Genomic DNA, 15,557 nt, shown 5'->3' with positions numbered 1-15,557 from the left:
TTTAACCTAATGAAGGAGTAATAATTTTGAGTGAATTAGAAGAAATTTACAAAAAGTTTCATGAAATCAATATAAAACTTCAAGAATTAGAGAAAAAAGCAGATAGAATTATCATTACGGGAGGAAAACTAGATAAACAACCAAAAGCAATTAATATTACATTAGAAGAATTAGTCAATATTTATAACTATATACCTCAGATATTAAGTGAATACGCCACACCAGTTTCTCTTAGTATCAAAACTTATAGAGAAAAAACAGAAGATATAGAGTTAGACTATCAAGATAATGGTTATTATTGGGTAATTTTACTAGAAAATCAAGGGATAAAAAATTACTATTTACTACCTAATGGGAATAAAAAAATTAATTTTATTCGTTTACAAAACTATATTAATTTCCTATTTACACTTCATGGTAATTGTTTAGATATAGGTAATAATTTTTCCTTGATAAAATGTGCTGATTTAGAGATTTTACCAAATGGCTTATCTTGGATTTTGAGAGAAAAAGGAGAGATAATCAGTAAAATTACCCCTTCTGATTTACTATTAAAAGAACTAATTAATTTTCAAGGTGAAGATAAGAAAATTCCAGATGGTATCAGCAAATTATTAGATGTTTTGAATAGCTATTATCATGAAACCTTAAAAGTTAAAGATAGATTATATATTGAGTCTGAAAATATTGTTGAATTAGAAGAAAAAATAACTCAATTAAATGACACATTCATCTCCAATAATAGACAAGTTTATTCTCTTATCGATGTTAAGGAAAAATCTATTCTTGAAAGGGTAATGCAAATGGATAGACAATTAAGCGATAAAATAGCCCAACAAGATAAAGAAATTAGCGGATTACGTAGTAATTTAGGTTGTTTAAATTTTTTGGTTGTTATTTTGGTGCTATGTATTGGTTTTTTCTTCTGGATAGCACTTTCTGCTTAAATAAGCTAAGTTCAGGATAAAAGGAAAATACTATTCTTCCCCATTCTGAAAACTTTATAGTTTTACGGGAATAATATCAAGTTCGGATAATTAGTTATAAATAACGTCTCCGGTTTTTGGCCACCAATGATAACAAGTTAAACCTTTGATTAATTCTTTTTGTTTCATCAGCTTTTGACAACGATATATCAATAAATTTTCTAACTTGTCTAAATTATCTGGAGATTGATTCGCTATTACTTCATCCAATAGTGCAATAGAATGATAATCTGAGATCCTACATAAAGTACAATAGTACTCAATAAACTAAACCCAGAAAATCAATTTTGATTGAAAAATAGTCGATTTTTTTTCATTCTTGGCTCTTGCCTTTTGATGGAAATTTAATTAATAATCTAACCCCTACTGTCCAAGCAATAGAAGCAACCCAACCCGCTAAAATATCACTAGGATAATGGACTCCTAAATATAACCGAGTCCAAGCGATCGCTAGAACAAATATTCCTCCACTGATTAATACTAACCAGCACCAACGACTGCTCCAAGTTAGAATGACTAGAGCCGCAACTATTGTCATACTTGACATTGCATGACCACTAGGAAACCCAAAATCAAATTCAGGGTAGATAACAGTTTGTTGTTATTTAGTAAAATCTATGCTAATCTATGTATATGGAAAAAAGATTAGTTAAGATAGGAGAAGCGGCTAAAATACTAGGAACAACCCCAGACACTCTAAGAAAGTGGGAAGCCACAGGAGAAATAGTGCCGACTAGAAAAACTAAAGGCGGTACTAGATATTACGATGTTGCTGAACTGATGAATTTAGATTCTGGAGATTATCCCACAATAGGGTATGCTCGTGTTTCTAGTCACGACCAAAAAGAAGATTTAGTAAGACAACAAGCAATGTTGGAAGCCTATTGTTCAGCTAAAGGTTGGAGAACTGAAATAATTAAAGACTTAGGCTCAGGCATGAATTATCACAAGAAAGGATTGCTTTTGTTGCTTGAAAAAATACTAAAGAAGCAAATGAAACGTCTCGTTATTACTCATAAAGATAGGTTGCTTCGTTTTGGTTCTGAATTAGTGTTCACATTGTGTGAATTGCAAGGAATCGAGATTGTAATTATTCATAAAGGAGATCAACCGACTTTTGAAGAAGAATTAGCACAAGACGTTTTGGAAATAATTACTGTTTTCAGTGCTAGACTTTATGGTTCAAGAAGTCGTAAGCATAGAAAACTAATGTCAGCATTAACCGAAGAAGGAGACAAATTATTTGAACAAGTACAGAAAAAATGATTAGTTTCAAAACGGAATTAAAACTGAATAATAAGCAACGAACAATTATGGCAAAACACGCAGGAGTTGCACGTCATGCTTATAATTGGGGATTAGCTATTTGCAAGGAAATACTTGATTATAATCAAGCAAACCCTGAAAATAAACAAAAATTTCCCAGTGCTATTGATTTACATAAACGATTAGTAGCAGAAGTAAAAAGTCAAAATCAATGGTATTATGAAGTATCAAAATGTAGCCCTCAACAGGCTCTTAGAGACTTAAGAATTGCTTGGGATAGATCTTTTAACAAAATAGCTAAACCACCTCGATTTAAAAAGAAAAATAACAGAGATAGTTTCTATCTCGAAGGTAATATCCAAATCAAAGGAAACAAAATTAAATTACCTAGAATTGGTTGGGTTAAAACTTATGAAAAATTTATTCCTTCAATTTTAGTAAAAAAATCAGGGAGTAATTGTGTAATTTCTAAACGGGCTAATAGATGGTTTATTTCTTACAAAGTAGATTATGAGCCAGAAAAAATAGAACATCCTTTTGGTAGAGTCGGTTGTGATATTGGCATAAAAAAACTAGCTACATTGAGTAATGGGTTAGTATTTCCCAATGTTAAAGCCTATAGAACTGTCAAGAAAAAGTTAGCACATTTACAAAGAGAATTAAGTAGGAAAGTAAAGGGTTCTACTAACTATAAAAGAGCATCGGTAAAATTGGCAAAACTCCATTATCGGATTAGTTGTATTCGGAAAGATGCCATTCACAAATTAACTCATTACCTCACTAAAAACCACAGTGAGGTAGTGATTGAAGATTTGAATGTGTCTGGAATGCTACAAAATCACCGATTAGCCAGTGCCATAGCAGACTGTGGATTTTATGAATTTAGAAGACAATTAGAGTATAAATGTGACTGGTATGGGGCAATTTTACACATCGTAGATAGATGTTTTCCATCTTCTAAAACTTGTTCTAATTGCAATGAAATTAAATCAGATTTAAAGCTAAAAGATAGAACCTTTAATTGCTCTTACTGTGGACTAATTATTGATAGAGACTTAAATGCTTCAATTAATTTGGAAAATGCGGTAAGCTCTACCGTGTAAGTCTGTGGAGTGTCAGACAAACTAATAATTTAGATTATTAGGACACGGTGAAGCAGAAAATTGACAGATAATCTTAGATTTTCTTGATTATCATAAGTTCTTTAGAGCGGGCAGGAGATTCCCATAAGTGTGGACGTACTCGATGTAACAATAACTTCGCTGTTCGATTAATAATAATACTTCCTAGTAGAGTTACTAATAAGTAAGTTATTTGATGCCAACGACGCTGATGCAACAGAATAGATAAAATAATAACTGCTATTGGAAAAACACCCCAAAAAACCCCCAATTTAGTTAAAATCTTGGCGAAAGTGTCAAGTTGAGGGGAAGCAATGGAGTGAATACTTAGAAGAATCGGCACATCCCATGCAAATCCTCCATCATTTTCCCAAACTTCTTCTGCTAATTCTCCAAATATCCATAATGGAATAAAAACACCAAGTAATAATATAACTAGCTCGGTATGATAAGCAATTAGCCAATTTTTAAAAATGGTTAGAAATGAGCGAATTTGTTGCCAAAAACTCATATAAAAATCTTCTTAATCATGTTTTCTCTGGTTTACCACATTTCTTGCTTGAAGGAATAGACATCTCCAGAAAGTATAATTTCATAACGGTACAATAAGAGTTATAGCCGTCAGTTGACTAAGAAAGTTCAATATTTCAACGTTAATAGTGTGTAATATCAGATAAAACTTGTTTTACGTAGTCTATTTACTAAAGTCGGCAAAAGAAAGAAAAATTTTTTATGTTTTTCGTAAATCTTTTTAAGTTCTTAATATTTTTTCTCGATCATAAATTTGTTGCTAATCATTAAACTCTAACACTTTGATTAGTTGAAAACTAAGTTTTGTGAAAAGTTAATTGCAAAAATATCATGAGAAAAATGTTAGACAGAGTTCCGGAAGTAACAATTTATTTCTGGATAATTAAAGTTTTAGCTACTACCGTCGGGGAAACAGCAGCAGATTTTCTTTCTATCACACTCAATTTTGGTTTAAGTCTTACCTCATTGATAATGGGTGCTTTATTATCGATCGCACTTTTAAATCAGTTTAGGCTAAAACGATATATTCCTTTAAGTTATTGGTTAGTTGTCGTTTTAATTAGTATCGTTGGCACATTAATAACTGATCAATTAGTAGATGATTTTGGAATTAGTTTACAGACAACAACTCTCGTTTTTACTGTGATGTTATTGGGGGTTTTTGGTTTCTGGTATCAAAGTGAAAAAACCTTGGCGATGCACTCGATAAATACTCCTAAAAGAGAGCTTTTTTATTGGATTGCGATTCTCTTAACTTTTGCGTTAGGAACTTCTACTGGAGATTTATTAGCCGAAGCATTAGGATTAGGTTATGCCCCATCGGCTTTTGTCTTTGGTAGTGCGATCGCCTTAATTACTATCTCTTATTACTACTGGACAATGAATGCAGTCTTAGCATTTTGGTTAGCTTATATTTTAACTCGTCCTTTGGGAGCGTCGATCGGGGATTTACTCTCTCAACCAACTCAAGATGGTGGATTTGGTTATGGAACTGTAGGAACAAGTATGCTCTTTCTTTGTATCATTTTTAGCTTGGTTATTTATTTAAGTCTTAAGCCCAGAAAAGGAATCTCATTTTCTGCCAATTCAGAAGACTAAGAAGTTGTTTGAAAAGTATTAATGTCATGGTTTACGACAGTGAAGTATCTCTACACTCAGAATGAAAAATGGACTTCTCAAACTTCCTGTAAGACACTCAAAATTTCTATAAATGATTATTTCTTGATCGGAAAAATTTAATTAAAAATTAGGATAAATAAAATGAATAAAGTTGCCGCAGTTACCTTTTCTTTCTGGATCATGAAAATCCTTGCCACAACTTTGGGAGAAACCGCAGGTGATTTTCTTTCCATGTCTTTAAATCTCGGTTATTATGTAGGTTTTGCCATTACATTTGTTGCCTTAGTTGCAATTCTGTTTATACAAATTAGCATGAATAAATATCGCCCCATCTTTTATTGGACAGCGATCATTGCTACTACAACCGCAGGAACGGAAATTTCCGATATGATGGATCGATCATTTGAATTAGGTTATACTGCAGGTTCTCTCATTTTGGTTACAGGACTTTTGCTTGTTCTAAGTATTTGGTATTATCGGGATGGAGAGCTTGATGTTTATCCTATCGTCAAAAAAGATAAAGAAACTTTATACTGGTTGGCGATCGTCTTTTCTAATAGTTTAGGAACTGCTTTTGGAGATTATATTACCAGTAATTTAGGGTTAAGTTATATACGGGGTGCTTTTTTAACAGCAACGGTTATTGGTGTCGTCATTGCTTTGCACTATATGACTAAATTAAACGATATTTTACTATTTTGGATTGCTTTCATTTTTACTCGTCCTTTTGGGGCAACTTTTGGCGATTTTCTTACTAAACCATTGACCGATGGCGGTTTAGCATTACCTAGAGGCTATGCTTCAATTATTACTCTACTTTTATTATTTGTGATTCTCGTTTTCTCCGTCAGAAAAAAGAAGAAAAGAATACCTCTAACTTAAGAAGACTTTATTTTGCTCCTACCTTCATCTGATGATTTAGACGGGTTTTAGTTGACAATCCAAATAACTTACTTAGTTTTTAAACGTTTTGTTTGTTGATTCAATTTTTGTATAGTAATCATAATCTTTCCTTTTTTTAGAAAAATTATCTAACATTTTATGAAAATTTTAATCGTTGAAGATGATGTGAGGATTTCTAAACCTCTTGCGAAAGATTTAAGCTACCAATGTCATTCTGTGGATTTAGCACAAGATGGAATAGAAGGATGGCAATATACTCAAGCAAATCAATATGATTTAATTTTATTAGATTTAATGTTACCTAAACTCGATGGAATTAGCCTGTGTCAGCGACTCCGAAAAGAAAATTATCAGGGCTTAATTTTGATGTTAACGGCAAAAGATACTACCGAAGATAAAGTGATTGGGCTTGATGCAGGGGCGGATGATTATTTAGTTAAACCGTTTAAATTAGAGGAATTATCAGCAAGAATCCGTGCTTTATCCCGTAGATACACAGAAATCGCTCCTCCTGTTTTAACTCATGGCGATTTACAGCTAAATCCTCAAAGTCAATTAGTCACCTATGCAGGAAATGCTCTTGACTTAACCCCGAAAGAGTACATGATTTTAGAATATTTTTTAAGAAATCCTCATCAAGTTTTAACTCGATCGGCTATTTTAGATAGAATCTGGACTTTTGATGATCTATCTGGAGAGGAAACCGTGAGAACTCATATAACTAATTTACGCAAAAAACTGAAAAATGCAGGAAGTCCTCATAATTTAATTGAAACCGTTTATGGGGTAGGTTATCGTTTAATGGCAATTTAATGGCTCTAATGTTTAACAAGATTCGTTCTCGCTTACTTTTATCTTATTTGCTTATCTTAGCTTCAATTTTAAGCATTTTTGCCCTAGGAGTTCGTTTAATCTTTGCTCATAGTTTAAAAGAACAAACGATCGCCAATTTAAGGGCATTAGGAAATGGTGCTACAGCCAATGCAGAATGGGAAAATAATCAGTTAAAAATTGATAATGATTTTCGGCTTCAAGATTTAGACAAAAACCATCAATCTTTAGAATGGTTTGATCAACAAGGTAATTCAATTTTAAAGCAAGGTAATTTCGTGATGAGTTTACCTTTTTCATCAACAGATTTAATTCAAACTCAAAATGGAAATCCGAAGATTCAAGGGGTTACTTTACCCGTTATTGATAGCGATCTTGATCGGTTAATTGGTTATGTTAGAGTTAGTCAATCCTTAAAAGACTCAGAAGAAACGTTAAACAAATTAGATCGAGGATTAACCATCAGTATCATTTTAGCTGTAATTACCAGTGGAATCGGCGGAATTATATTAACTAATCAGGCAATGAAACCTATTGAAGAGAGTTTTCTACGCTTAAAACAGTTTACTGCTGATGCTTCCCATGAATTGCGTAATCCTTTGATGGTAATTGATAGCAACGTTACTGTTTCTCTGAAATATCCAGATGGTATGAGAGATAGCGATCGAGAAAGTTTTGATGCGATCGCCAGTGCCACAGAACAAATGACTCGTTTAACGGAAGATTTATTATTGTTAGCTCGTTCTGATACTTTAAAACCTCTTATAAAAGAGAAGATTGATTTGGCAATTATTCTCAAAAATTTAGTCCAACAATATCAAGTTAAACTTAGAGAAAAAAAGATTCATTTAAACTTAGAATTAGATCCTTTTTTATTGGTTTTGGGAGATACTTTAAAACTAGAAAGATTATTAAAAAATTTAATAGATAATGCCATTTATTATACGCCAATACTAGGGATAATTTACATTCGAGGAAAAAAACACAAAAGCTCTATAGAAATAGAAATAAGAGATACGGGAATTGGCATTGCACCAGAAAACATTGAGAAAATTTTTGAACGATTTTGGCGAGGGGATACATCCCGTAGTCATTGGAGTGGTGGTTCTGGTTTAGGATTATCAATTGTTAAAAGTATTGTTACTGAACATAAGGGCACAATTACCGTTAACAGTCAATTAAAAAAAGGTACTTGTTTTACTATTTTTTTACCGATTCATTAAAGGTATTTGCTCATGCAACCATTCCCCTGTCAACACCCCCCAGTCATTGCTAAAAACATTAAGGCAAACAACTTAATTTTTAATTTTACCACTACTTTGAAAAAACCTTGGCTCGAGAGGTGAGACACAGAGGGGTTTACCCTTTTTACTTTGCTCATAGATGAAAATTTATCCGAAACTCAGATTAATTACTATTGAAACCTCAGTTCGGTTTAAGAATATCCGATAAGGCTAGGTGTCAGGTTTCAGGTGTTAGGGTGATGAGGAGAGAGGGTGAGAGGGGAAAGTAGAGGCTTAGAGTTTTGGGGTAGTAAGGGTTGAATATATTTAACGTCAGTTCGGATTAAGGCAATTTTATCGTTATTTCTAAGAAGCTATAAGGCTTTCTGACTACGAGAAAATAATACTTTCAGCTTATCCAAAACTCAGGTTATTGAAATAATTTACAGCACTGAAAATTTGTCGAACTCAAATTAGTTAAGACTCTTTGCCATATAAAGCCCACTCAATTAAATCATAAGCACTACGAATCGCTCCTTCTTGCCATGCAGGAAGATGACTACACCAATCTCCAGCGAAGGCAATACGTCGATCGCATCTTGTAATTTGATGGAAGTATTGATTATATTTTTCAGGAGTCCAAGCCATCCAAGGGGAGTAAATATAGGGAATATTTTGCCAAGCAATCGTCATTAGATGACTAGATTCAGATTTTATTTGTGGATGAATGCGACTGGCTAATTCTTGTGCCGCCAGACAACGAATATCAGGGGCGATTTTCCCAAGGGCTTCTCCATATTCCAAGGCACTATAGGCTAACACCAATAAGCCTCCATTTTGCTCTAAGAAACCATTATTGGGATACCAAATTTGTTGAATAGGTAGATTAGTAAACGTAATTCCCCCATAAATCCCTAAATCTTCCTCCCAAAAACGTCGTTTCATCCATCCTGCAACTTTTACCGCAAACCGAGGAGGTAGAGCTTTAAATGCCTCTAGCCAAGCATTCCCCACATCAATACGCATATTTTTTAAAACAGGAGGTTGAGCAGTAATCACAATGCGATCGCATTTTAATTGAAAAGTTTGCCCAGAATCATTAGTAAGTGAACCTTTCAGGGTTACTCCCCCTTCATCTTGGACTATTTCTTCTACCCCATGATTGAGACGAATACAATCCCCTAAAGCTGACTCCAAAGCAGTAACTAAACCATCATTACCCCCTTCAATTTCAAACATTGTTAACTGCTCATCAATTACATCAGGACTACGGCGAGGGTCATCATACCATAATCTCAAACCTAAAATCTGTTCCAATTCCATAGCAGAGCAAGGTTTTCCCTTATCATCGCGCCCCCCTCGCATTAGTTGATAGCCACTTTTTCCATCTTCTTGATAATTACCCTTCTCATCAACTCCCCCAAAAGTTTGTAACCAGTCATTTAAGGCCAAAGCCAAATCCTGCGGTAAAGATTCTTGTAAATTCAGACTTGTAGAACCCTTAAAAGCTAACTCAGAGAGCCTTCCTAGCCCGTCAAACAGCACTTGTCTATTTTTGATAAAAATGTCCTGATTAGTCTGAGGTAGCCAACGGTGAAGCAAAGCCCCCCTATTCAGAGTAAAATAAGGACGCAATGATAAACCAAAACGACGACAATAATGTAAAACAGCCCGATGATGATGAGAAATCCGCCCCGGCCCCGCATTAAAATATTGTCCAGACGGTAAATTACATTTTTGAGCAGGAAAACCCTCTTCTTGGATTAATTCTCCTGAGCGAATAGTTAAATTTCTGCCTCCACATCGAGATGATGCTTCTAAAAGGATAACTTTCGCACCTCTTTCCTTCAACTCCAAAGCCAAAACTAATCCTGCAATTCCTGCTCCCACAATCACAACTTGAGGATGATTGCCATTACTTATAGAAGGTACATCAGGAGGTTCACCCTTATCAGAGATAATATTATGTCCCCCTAATTGCCGTAATAATTCTAACCCTACCCCAACACCATACTTATTTTCCACAAGAGAAAGTAAGTCAGCAATAGTTTTTGTGATTGTAGTTTGCGAAGACATTTGATTTGCTGTTTTTATCAAAATTCAAGACCGAATAATGTTGACATCCTCCCGTGCCTGAAGGCGACGGGATTCCTACTAGAATAGACTTAACTGCTTAAATCTAATCTCTCGGTGGGTTGACGCTTCATCGCCTACTGCTACCATTGTGGTAGTCTTACGCCCTGCTCCACGTCCGTTTTGAGTCTCTGAATGCCCTCCAGCGACTAAAATATTTTTTGACGCATTAACATCACGATCATGCACTACACCGCAATTAATGCAAGTCCATTCTCTTATATTTAATTCTTTTTTACCGCCATTAAATCCACAATTAGAGCATACTTGAGATGTTGGTATCCACCTATCAATCACAATAAACTCTCTACCATACATTACGGATTTTGTGTCTAACATCGTCCTAAATGTGCGCCATCCCATATCGCTAATTGCTTTACTTAATTTACGGTTTTTTACCATGCCACTGACGTTCAAATCTTCTAGTACTATTGTTTGGTTTTCACGAATAATATCCGTTGACAATTTATGTAGAAAATCAGTGCGAGTGTCTTTTATTTTACTGTGAACTTTCCCTACTCTTTTTCTTGCTTTTTCATATCTTTTACTTCCTTTTTTCTTTTTACTTAAATTTCTTTGACAACGTCTTAGTTTTCTTTGATATTTCTTTAATGGTTTAGAAGATTTTATCTTTTGCCCATTGCTTAGAGTAGCAAAGGTTTCAATTCCTAAGTCAACTCCAACATTTTGACCATTATCAGGTAATTTTTCAGGGATTGTCTCCACCACAAAAGAAATAAAATACCGACTAGCAGAATCTTTTATGACTGTTGCCGATGATGGAAGGCTAGGCAATTCTCTTGACCAGATAATTTTTACTTTACCTATTTTTGCTAACTTAATTTTATGTTGCCCAACTTTAAAACCACCACGAGTGAACCGTGCTGATTGATTTGATTTTCTCGACTTAAACTTAGGAGGGTTTACTTTTTGTCCTTTTCTTTTCCCTTTTACGGAATCAAAAAAGTTGGAATAGCCTTGATTTAAGTCATTTAAAGCCTGTTGAAGAGGGATAGCACTGACATCAGATAGCCATTGTCTTTCTTTAGTCTTTTTTGCTTGAGTTATGAGTCGTCTTTGCAGTTCACTATTACTTGGTTTTTTACCTCCTTCTTTATAGATTTGCTGACACAACGCTACCCCATCATTATAAACCACACGACAACAACCAAACAGTTGAGCTAACAACTGTTCTTGCTGTGACGTAGGATAAATTCTATAGTTATATCGTTGTTTCATGTTAGACTAACACCCAGGGCAAACGCATACTAAAAATTTATGAGAAAGTAATATAGTAAAGATTATAGAGGGAATTAATAGCCGTGATTTCTGAGAAATCATACCTGTGGAAACATTTTGAAAATATTGAAGACCCACGAACCAGTTACTTAATTGAACATAAATTAGTTGACATTGTAGCATTAACAATTCTGGCGGTAATTTGTGGTGCCGACTCTTGGGTAGAAATTGAAGAATATGGTAAAAGTAAACAATCTTGGCTCGAAAGGTTTCTTGAACTGCCCAATGGTATTCCTTCTCATGATACTATCGCTCGTTTATTTGCTCGTCTATGTCCAAAGCAATTGCAATCAGCTTTCTTAGATTGGATTAACCATGTTGCTCAAATAACGCAAGGAGAAATAATAGCCATTGATGGTAAAACATTACGGAGTTCTTATGATTGGAGTCAAAATAAAAGTGCCATTCACATGGTAAGTGCTTGGGCTAGTAATAATAACTTGGTTTTGGGGCAGTTAAAAGTGGAAGATAAATCCAATGAAATTACGGCAATTCCCAAGTTATTGGCAGTTTTAGAACTTAATGGTTGTATTGTGACCATTGATGCCATGGGGTGTCAAAAGAATATAGCCAAAAATATTATAGAGAAAGGTGGAGACTATATTCTGAGCCTCAAAGGTAATCAAGGTAATTTATTTGAGGATGTCAAACAATTATTTGATTGGACATTAAAAAATAACTATCAAGAAATTATCAAAGAAAAATATGAAACGATAGAAAAGAATCATGGTCGAATAGAAAAACGCCGTTATTGGCTAATAAATTCGGGTACAGATTTTATAGACAGGGAAAAATGGGTGGGATTAAAAACGATCGGAATAGTAGAATCAGAGAGAAAACTATTAGGACAAAAAGCCACATTGGAAAGAAGGTACTACTTAACCAGTTTAGACCAAGGAGTAGAAAAGTTCGCCCAAGGAATCAGGAGTCATTGGGGAATAGAGAATAAATTACATTGGTGCTTAGATGTCGGGTTTAGAGAGGATGAGAGTCGAATCAGAAAAGGTCAGGGTAGTGAAAACATGGCAGTTATTAGACATATTGCTTTAAATTTGTTGAATAAGGAAAAGAGTTGCTCTCGAGGTAAAAAGGCAAAACGACTTAAGGCTGGATGGGATAACGATTATTTACTTAAGATTTTGTCTGCTTGAGTATGCGTTTGCCCTGGACTAACACCGTATATATTGGTATGATAACGGAAAAAAAGAGAAATTAACCCACAAAATAAAAAAGTTCATCTAACGATTTTGATAACAATAGAAGAAAAAGAAAAGCTCAAGTTATATTGTGAGCAAACAGGGAGGAATCAAACAGAGGTAGTGAGAGATTTTATTAGGAGGATAAGATTAAAGGAGTAGGCTCATCGCCTTTTATTGGTTAAAGTCGCCCTAAAAGGGCGAGGCTTTTGACCCATTATTTTGGTAAATTTGACCCAAAATATTATTTTCTACTCTCAAAATACATTAATTACTATTCAATAGAAGATAATTTTATCTTTAGCTTAACTTTACTTAATGATTTAACTGTATGACAGTATATTTTATTGGAGCAGGCCCCGGAGACCCAGATTTACTAACTCTAAAAGCCTACAAAATTCTAAAATCAGCCGATGTTATTCTATATGCCGATTCCCTTGTACCGAAACAAATTTTAAAAGACACCAAGGAAAATGCCGAATTAATCGCCACAGGCAATAAAACATTAGAAGAGATAATCCCTTTAATGATTGAAAAAGAGAAACAGGGGTTAACAGTGGTGCGATTGCAGTCAGGGGATTTATGTTTATATAGTGCCATTCATGAACAAATGAGATTGTTAGCAGAAGCGGATATTCCCTTTGAGTTAATCCCCGGAATCAGTGCCTATCAAGCGGCGGCGGCAAAAATTGCCAGTGAATTGACGATTCCCGATTTAGTACAAACAATTATTTTAACGAGGGTGAGTGGTAAGGCTTCTCAAGTGCCAGAAAAAGAAGAATTAGAGAAATTAGCCGCCCATGAAGCTAGTTTATGTTTATATTTAGCCGCCCGTCATGTAGAAAAATCTCAAGAGGATTTACTAAAACATTATCCTGCCGATACCCCTGTGGCTATTTGTTACCGAGTGGGGTGGGAAGATGAAAAAATCATCATTGTGCCTTTAACAAAAATGGCTCAAACTACTTATGATTATGGTTTTATTCGCACTACTCTTTATCTTATTAGTCCTGCACTGAAAATACTTCCTCAGCAACAATCTTTAAAAGGGGAGTCATACCAATCGAGATCAAAACTTTATAATCCTAGTCATAACCATTTATTTCGACCTCGATAGTGAAAATAACTTTAGTTCGGTTTAAGAATATTGGATAAGGATAGGTTTGAGGTTCGGAGTTCGGAGTTCGGGGTTCGGAGTTAGAGGTTATTCATTATCAACTATTTACCCTTGCCCCTTGCCCTTTGCTCTTTTAAAAAAGACCTATTCCTAGACGAGAAGCAAGACTAGGAGTAATAGGAATAAGAGTTGTTAGAGACAGAAAAATTAAGAATAATCCCCATCCTGCACGGGTGTCATCAGGTTCAGTTAGTTCATTCAAACTAGGTCTTTCTAAATCTCTTTGTAGGAAAAGGATAACAATAGCCCAATAAAAGGGCAAAGAGTTGACGGGGTTAAAGATGCTCACAATTCCTAAAATTATTAATGTGCCAACGGTAGTGCGACGACAAGTTTTTCTACCATAAATAGCTTGTATCATTCTACCTCCGTCTAATTGTCCTGCGGGTAACAAATTAATAGCGGTAATTACTAAACCTAACCATCCTAAAACGGTGAAAGGATGAACCCCAATGGTATCGGCTTCTAATCCTGACTGAAAGAATAATTTTGCTAATCCTCCCACTAAAATTGAACCTCGGAAAAAACTGGTAGGAATCTCAAAACTGCTGTTGGGTGCGGAGAGGATAAAACCTAATAATAATATGCCCAGAGATACCACAAAACTGGCGGCAGGTCCTGCGAAGGCAACGTCAAATAAAACACTACGATTAGGAATTAAAGACTCAAAACGGGTAATTGCTCCAAAACTACCGATTTGCAAGGATGGTAAGAAGAAGGGTAAACTTACTTTGACTTTATTTTTCTCTGCGATAATGCGATGGGCAGTTTCATGGGCGAGGAGAATAAACCATAATCCTCCTGTTAATGGTAATACTTCTGGGTAACGGTTCCAACTCCCCACTAAGTCAAATCCTAACAAAAGTGCGATCGCTTCCATACTTGTGAAAATTGTCGCTAAAAGCAATACTAAAGCCAGATTTTTTTGAGCTAAAGTCAATGGTTTTGGATCGTTAGCACTTGGTAAAATAATTACAACGGGTTTTTCTTCTGGAGTTTCCACCAAAAATAAACGGTATTTATCCCCAAATTTTTCTGTTAATTTTTCTGTTAAATGGCGGTGACTATATTCTGCTTCTCCTCGTAAATTACCTTTAAAAATGACTCCTTCTTGATAGGGAATAGTGTCAATGGCAAAAAAAGTATCTATGCCAAAAATAGTTTTTATTTCTTTTAAATCTTCTTCTTGAATAGGATTAAATTCTGGTTCTAATTGAGCTAATTTTACAGAGGTATAGTTACTTTGTTTATTATCTTTGTCTTCTGGTTTGTCTAAGGATAAATTATTTTTCTCTTGCTCTTCTGTTTCCTTTTTTTCATTATTATTAGAGTCAGATTCTGAGCTTAAATTAGGTTTAAAAATATTATCAATATTAGATTTGATTTGTTCTTTTGCTTTATTTCTAATCAAAGTTCCTAAAAAAATATAAGCACCTGCAGACAATACTAATAAGAAAATAACTCCAATTAAATTAACATAAATTCCTAATGTTAACAGTGCGAAAAACACTAACCAAGGAGTCATTAAAGCAAGGGATTGTAACCAAGCTAAAACACCTATTTCTCCGTAAGGTTTAGCTCGATTATATCCCCACAATATGATTGCTATAGCCATTACAGAAACAACAATGATAACAACGTTATCGGATAAATTAAACATAATTATTTTAAATATTTAGTAAGGATAATAATATTGAAATAAGCTAAATAAATTAGTTTTTATATTAATTAAATGTTAACTATTCAGAATAAAAGGGTTAAGGTTTAAGATT

General features: G+C 34.4%; 15 protein-coding genes. 9 read left to right on the top strand and 6 right to left on the bottom strand.

The annotated features are described in order from the left end of the window. The first annotated feature begins 26 nt into the window (after window positions 1-26). On the top strand, window positions 27-947 hold the full coding sequence (locus Dongsha4_RS11035; protein WP_330202444.1) for a hypothetical protein: 921 nt from the start codon (window positions 27-29) through the stop codon (window positions 945-947). Between the two features lie 90 nt (window positions 948-1,037). On the opposite strand, the gene Dongsha4_RS11030 is transcribed toward Dongsha4_RS11035, so the two are convergent. Further along, on the bottom strand, window positions 1,038-1,196 hold the full coding sequence (locus Dongsha4_RS11030; RefSeq protein ID WP_330202443.1) for a hypothetical protein: 159 nt from the start codon (window positions 1,194-1,196) through the stop codon (window positions 1,038-1,040). 103 nt (window positions 1,197-1,299) lie between these two features. Then, window positions 1,300-1,575 carry a phosphatase PAP2 family protein gene (locus tag Dongsha4_RS11025; RefSeq protein ID WP_330205424.1) on the bottom strand — a complete coding sequence of 92 codons (276 nt, stop codon included), beginning with the start codon at window positions 1,573-1,575 and terminating at the stop codon, window positions 1,300-1,302. A gap of 44 nt (window positions 1,576-1,619) precedes the next feature. Between Dongsha4_RS11025 and Dongsha4_RS11020 the strand changes: the two genes are divergently transcribed. Further along, on the top strand, window positions 1,620-2,252 hold the full coding sequence (locus Dongsha4_RS11020; protein ID WP_330202442.1) for an IS607 family transposase: 633 nt from the start codon (window positions 1,620-1,622) through the stop codon (window positions 2,250-2,252). Next, on the top strand, window positions 2,249-3,355 hold the full coding sequence (locus Dongsha4_RS11015) for an RNA-guided endonuclease TnpB family protein (RefSeq protein WP_330202441.1): 1,107 nt from the start codon (window positions 2,249-2,251) through the stop codon (window positions 3,353-3,355). The genes Dongsha4_RS11020 and Dongsha4_RS11015 overlap by 4 nt, the downstream gene beginning before the upstream one ends. Window positions 3,356-3,428: 73 nt before the next feature. On the opposite strand, the gene Dongsha4_RS11010 is transcribed toward Dongsha4_RS11015, so the two are convergent. Beyond that, window positions 3,429-3,884, bottom strand: a complete 456-nt coding sequence (locus tag Dongsha4_RS11010; RefSeq protein ID WP_330202440.1) for a hypothetical protein — start codon at window positions 3,882-3,884, stop codon at window positions 3,429-3,431. Window positions 3,885-4,243: 359 nt separating this feature from the next. Between Dongsha4_RS11010 and Dongsha4_RS11005 the strand changes: the two genes are divergently transcribed. From Dongsha4_RS11005 to Dongsha4_RS10990, 4 genes are all read left to right on the top strand, one after another. After that, entirely contained in the window at window positions 4,244-5,002 is a 759-nt protein-coding gene (locus tag Dongsha4_RS11005) for a hypothetical protein (protein WP_330202439.1), read from the top strand. A 162-nt stretch (window positions 5,003-5,164) separates the two neighbouring features. Then, on the top strand, window positions 5,165-5,905 hold the full coding sequence (locus Dongsha4_RS11000; RefSeq protein WP_330202438.1) for a hypothetical protein: 741 nt from the start codon (window positions 5,165-5,167) through the stop codon (window positions 5,903-5,905). A gap of 159 nt (window positions 5,906-6,064) precedes the next feature. Further along, window positions 6,065-6,739: a response regulator transcription factor gene (locus Dongsha4_RS10995; protein ID WP_330202437.1), complete on the top strand. Its 675-nt coding sequence runs from the start codon at window positions 6,065-6,067 to the stop codon at window positions 6,737-6,739. An 8-nt stretch (window positions 6,740-6,747) separates the two neighbouring features. Then, entirely contained in the window at window positions 6,748-7,980 is a 1,233-nt protein-coding gene (locus Dongsha4_RS10990) for a sensor histidine kinase (protein WP_330202436.1), read from the top strand. 477 nt (window positions 7,981-8,457) lie between these two features. Here Dongsha4_RS10990 and Dongsha4_RS10985 read toward each other — a convergent pair whose 3' ends face one another. Together Dongsha4_RS10985 and Dongsha4_RS10980 are read right to left on the bottom strand one after the other, a co-directional pair. Then, complete coding sequence (locus Dongsha4_RS10985; protein ID WP_330202435.1) at window positions 8,458-10,056, bottom strand: flavin monoamine oxidase family protein; 1,599 nt, start codon at window positions 10,054-10,056, stop codon at window positions 8,458-8,460. A 78-nt stretch (window positions 10,057-10,134) separates the two neighbouring features. Then, window positions 10,135-11,352, bottom strand: coding sequence for an RNA-guided endonuclease TnpB family protein (locus tag Dongsha4_RS10980; RefSeq protein ID WP_330202434.1), 1,218 nt, complete (start codon window positions 11,350-11,352; stop codon window positions 10,135-10,137). Window positions 11,353-11,435: 83 nt separating this feature from the next. Between Dongsha4_RS10980 and Dongsha4_RS10975 the strand changes: the two genes are divergently transcribed. Together Dongsha4_RS10975 and cobM are read left to right on the top strand one after the other, a co-directional pair. Continuing rightward, window positions 11,436-12,563, top strand: coding sequence for an ISAs1 family transposase (locus Dongsha4_RS10975; protein ID WP_330202433.1), 1,128 nt, complete (start codon window positions 11,436-11,438; stop codon window positions 12,561-12,563). 376 nt (window positions 12,564-12,939) lie between these two features. After that, complete coding sequence (gene cobM / locus Dongsha4_RS10970; RefSeq protein WP_330202432.1) at window positions 12,940-13,725, top strand: precorrin-4 C(11)-methyltransferase; 786 nt, start codon at window positions 12,940-12,942, stop codon at window positions 13,723-13,725. Window positions 13,726-13,858: 133 nt separating this feature from the next. Here the strand turns inward: cobM and Dongsha4_RS10965 are convergent, their stop codons facing one another. After that, on the bottom strand, window positions 13,859-15,445 hold the full coding sequence (locus Dongsha4_RS10965) for a site-2 protease family protein (protein ID WP_330202431.1): 1,587 nt from the start codon (window positions 15,443-15,445) through the stop codon (window positions 13,859-13,861). Window positions 15,446-15,557: the final 112 nt, after the last annotated feature.

This window comes from Cyanobacterium sp. Dongsha4 (assembly GCF_036345015.1).
GTDB lineage: Bacteria > Cyanobacteriota > Cyanobacteriia > Cyanobacteriales > Cyanobacteriaceae > PCC-10605.
This window is presented reverse-complemented; position numbering and strand designations above follow the sequence as displayed.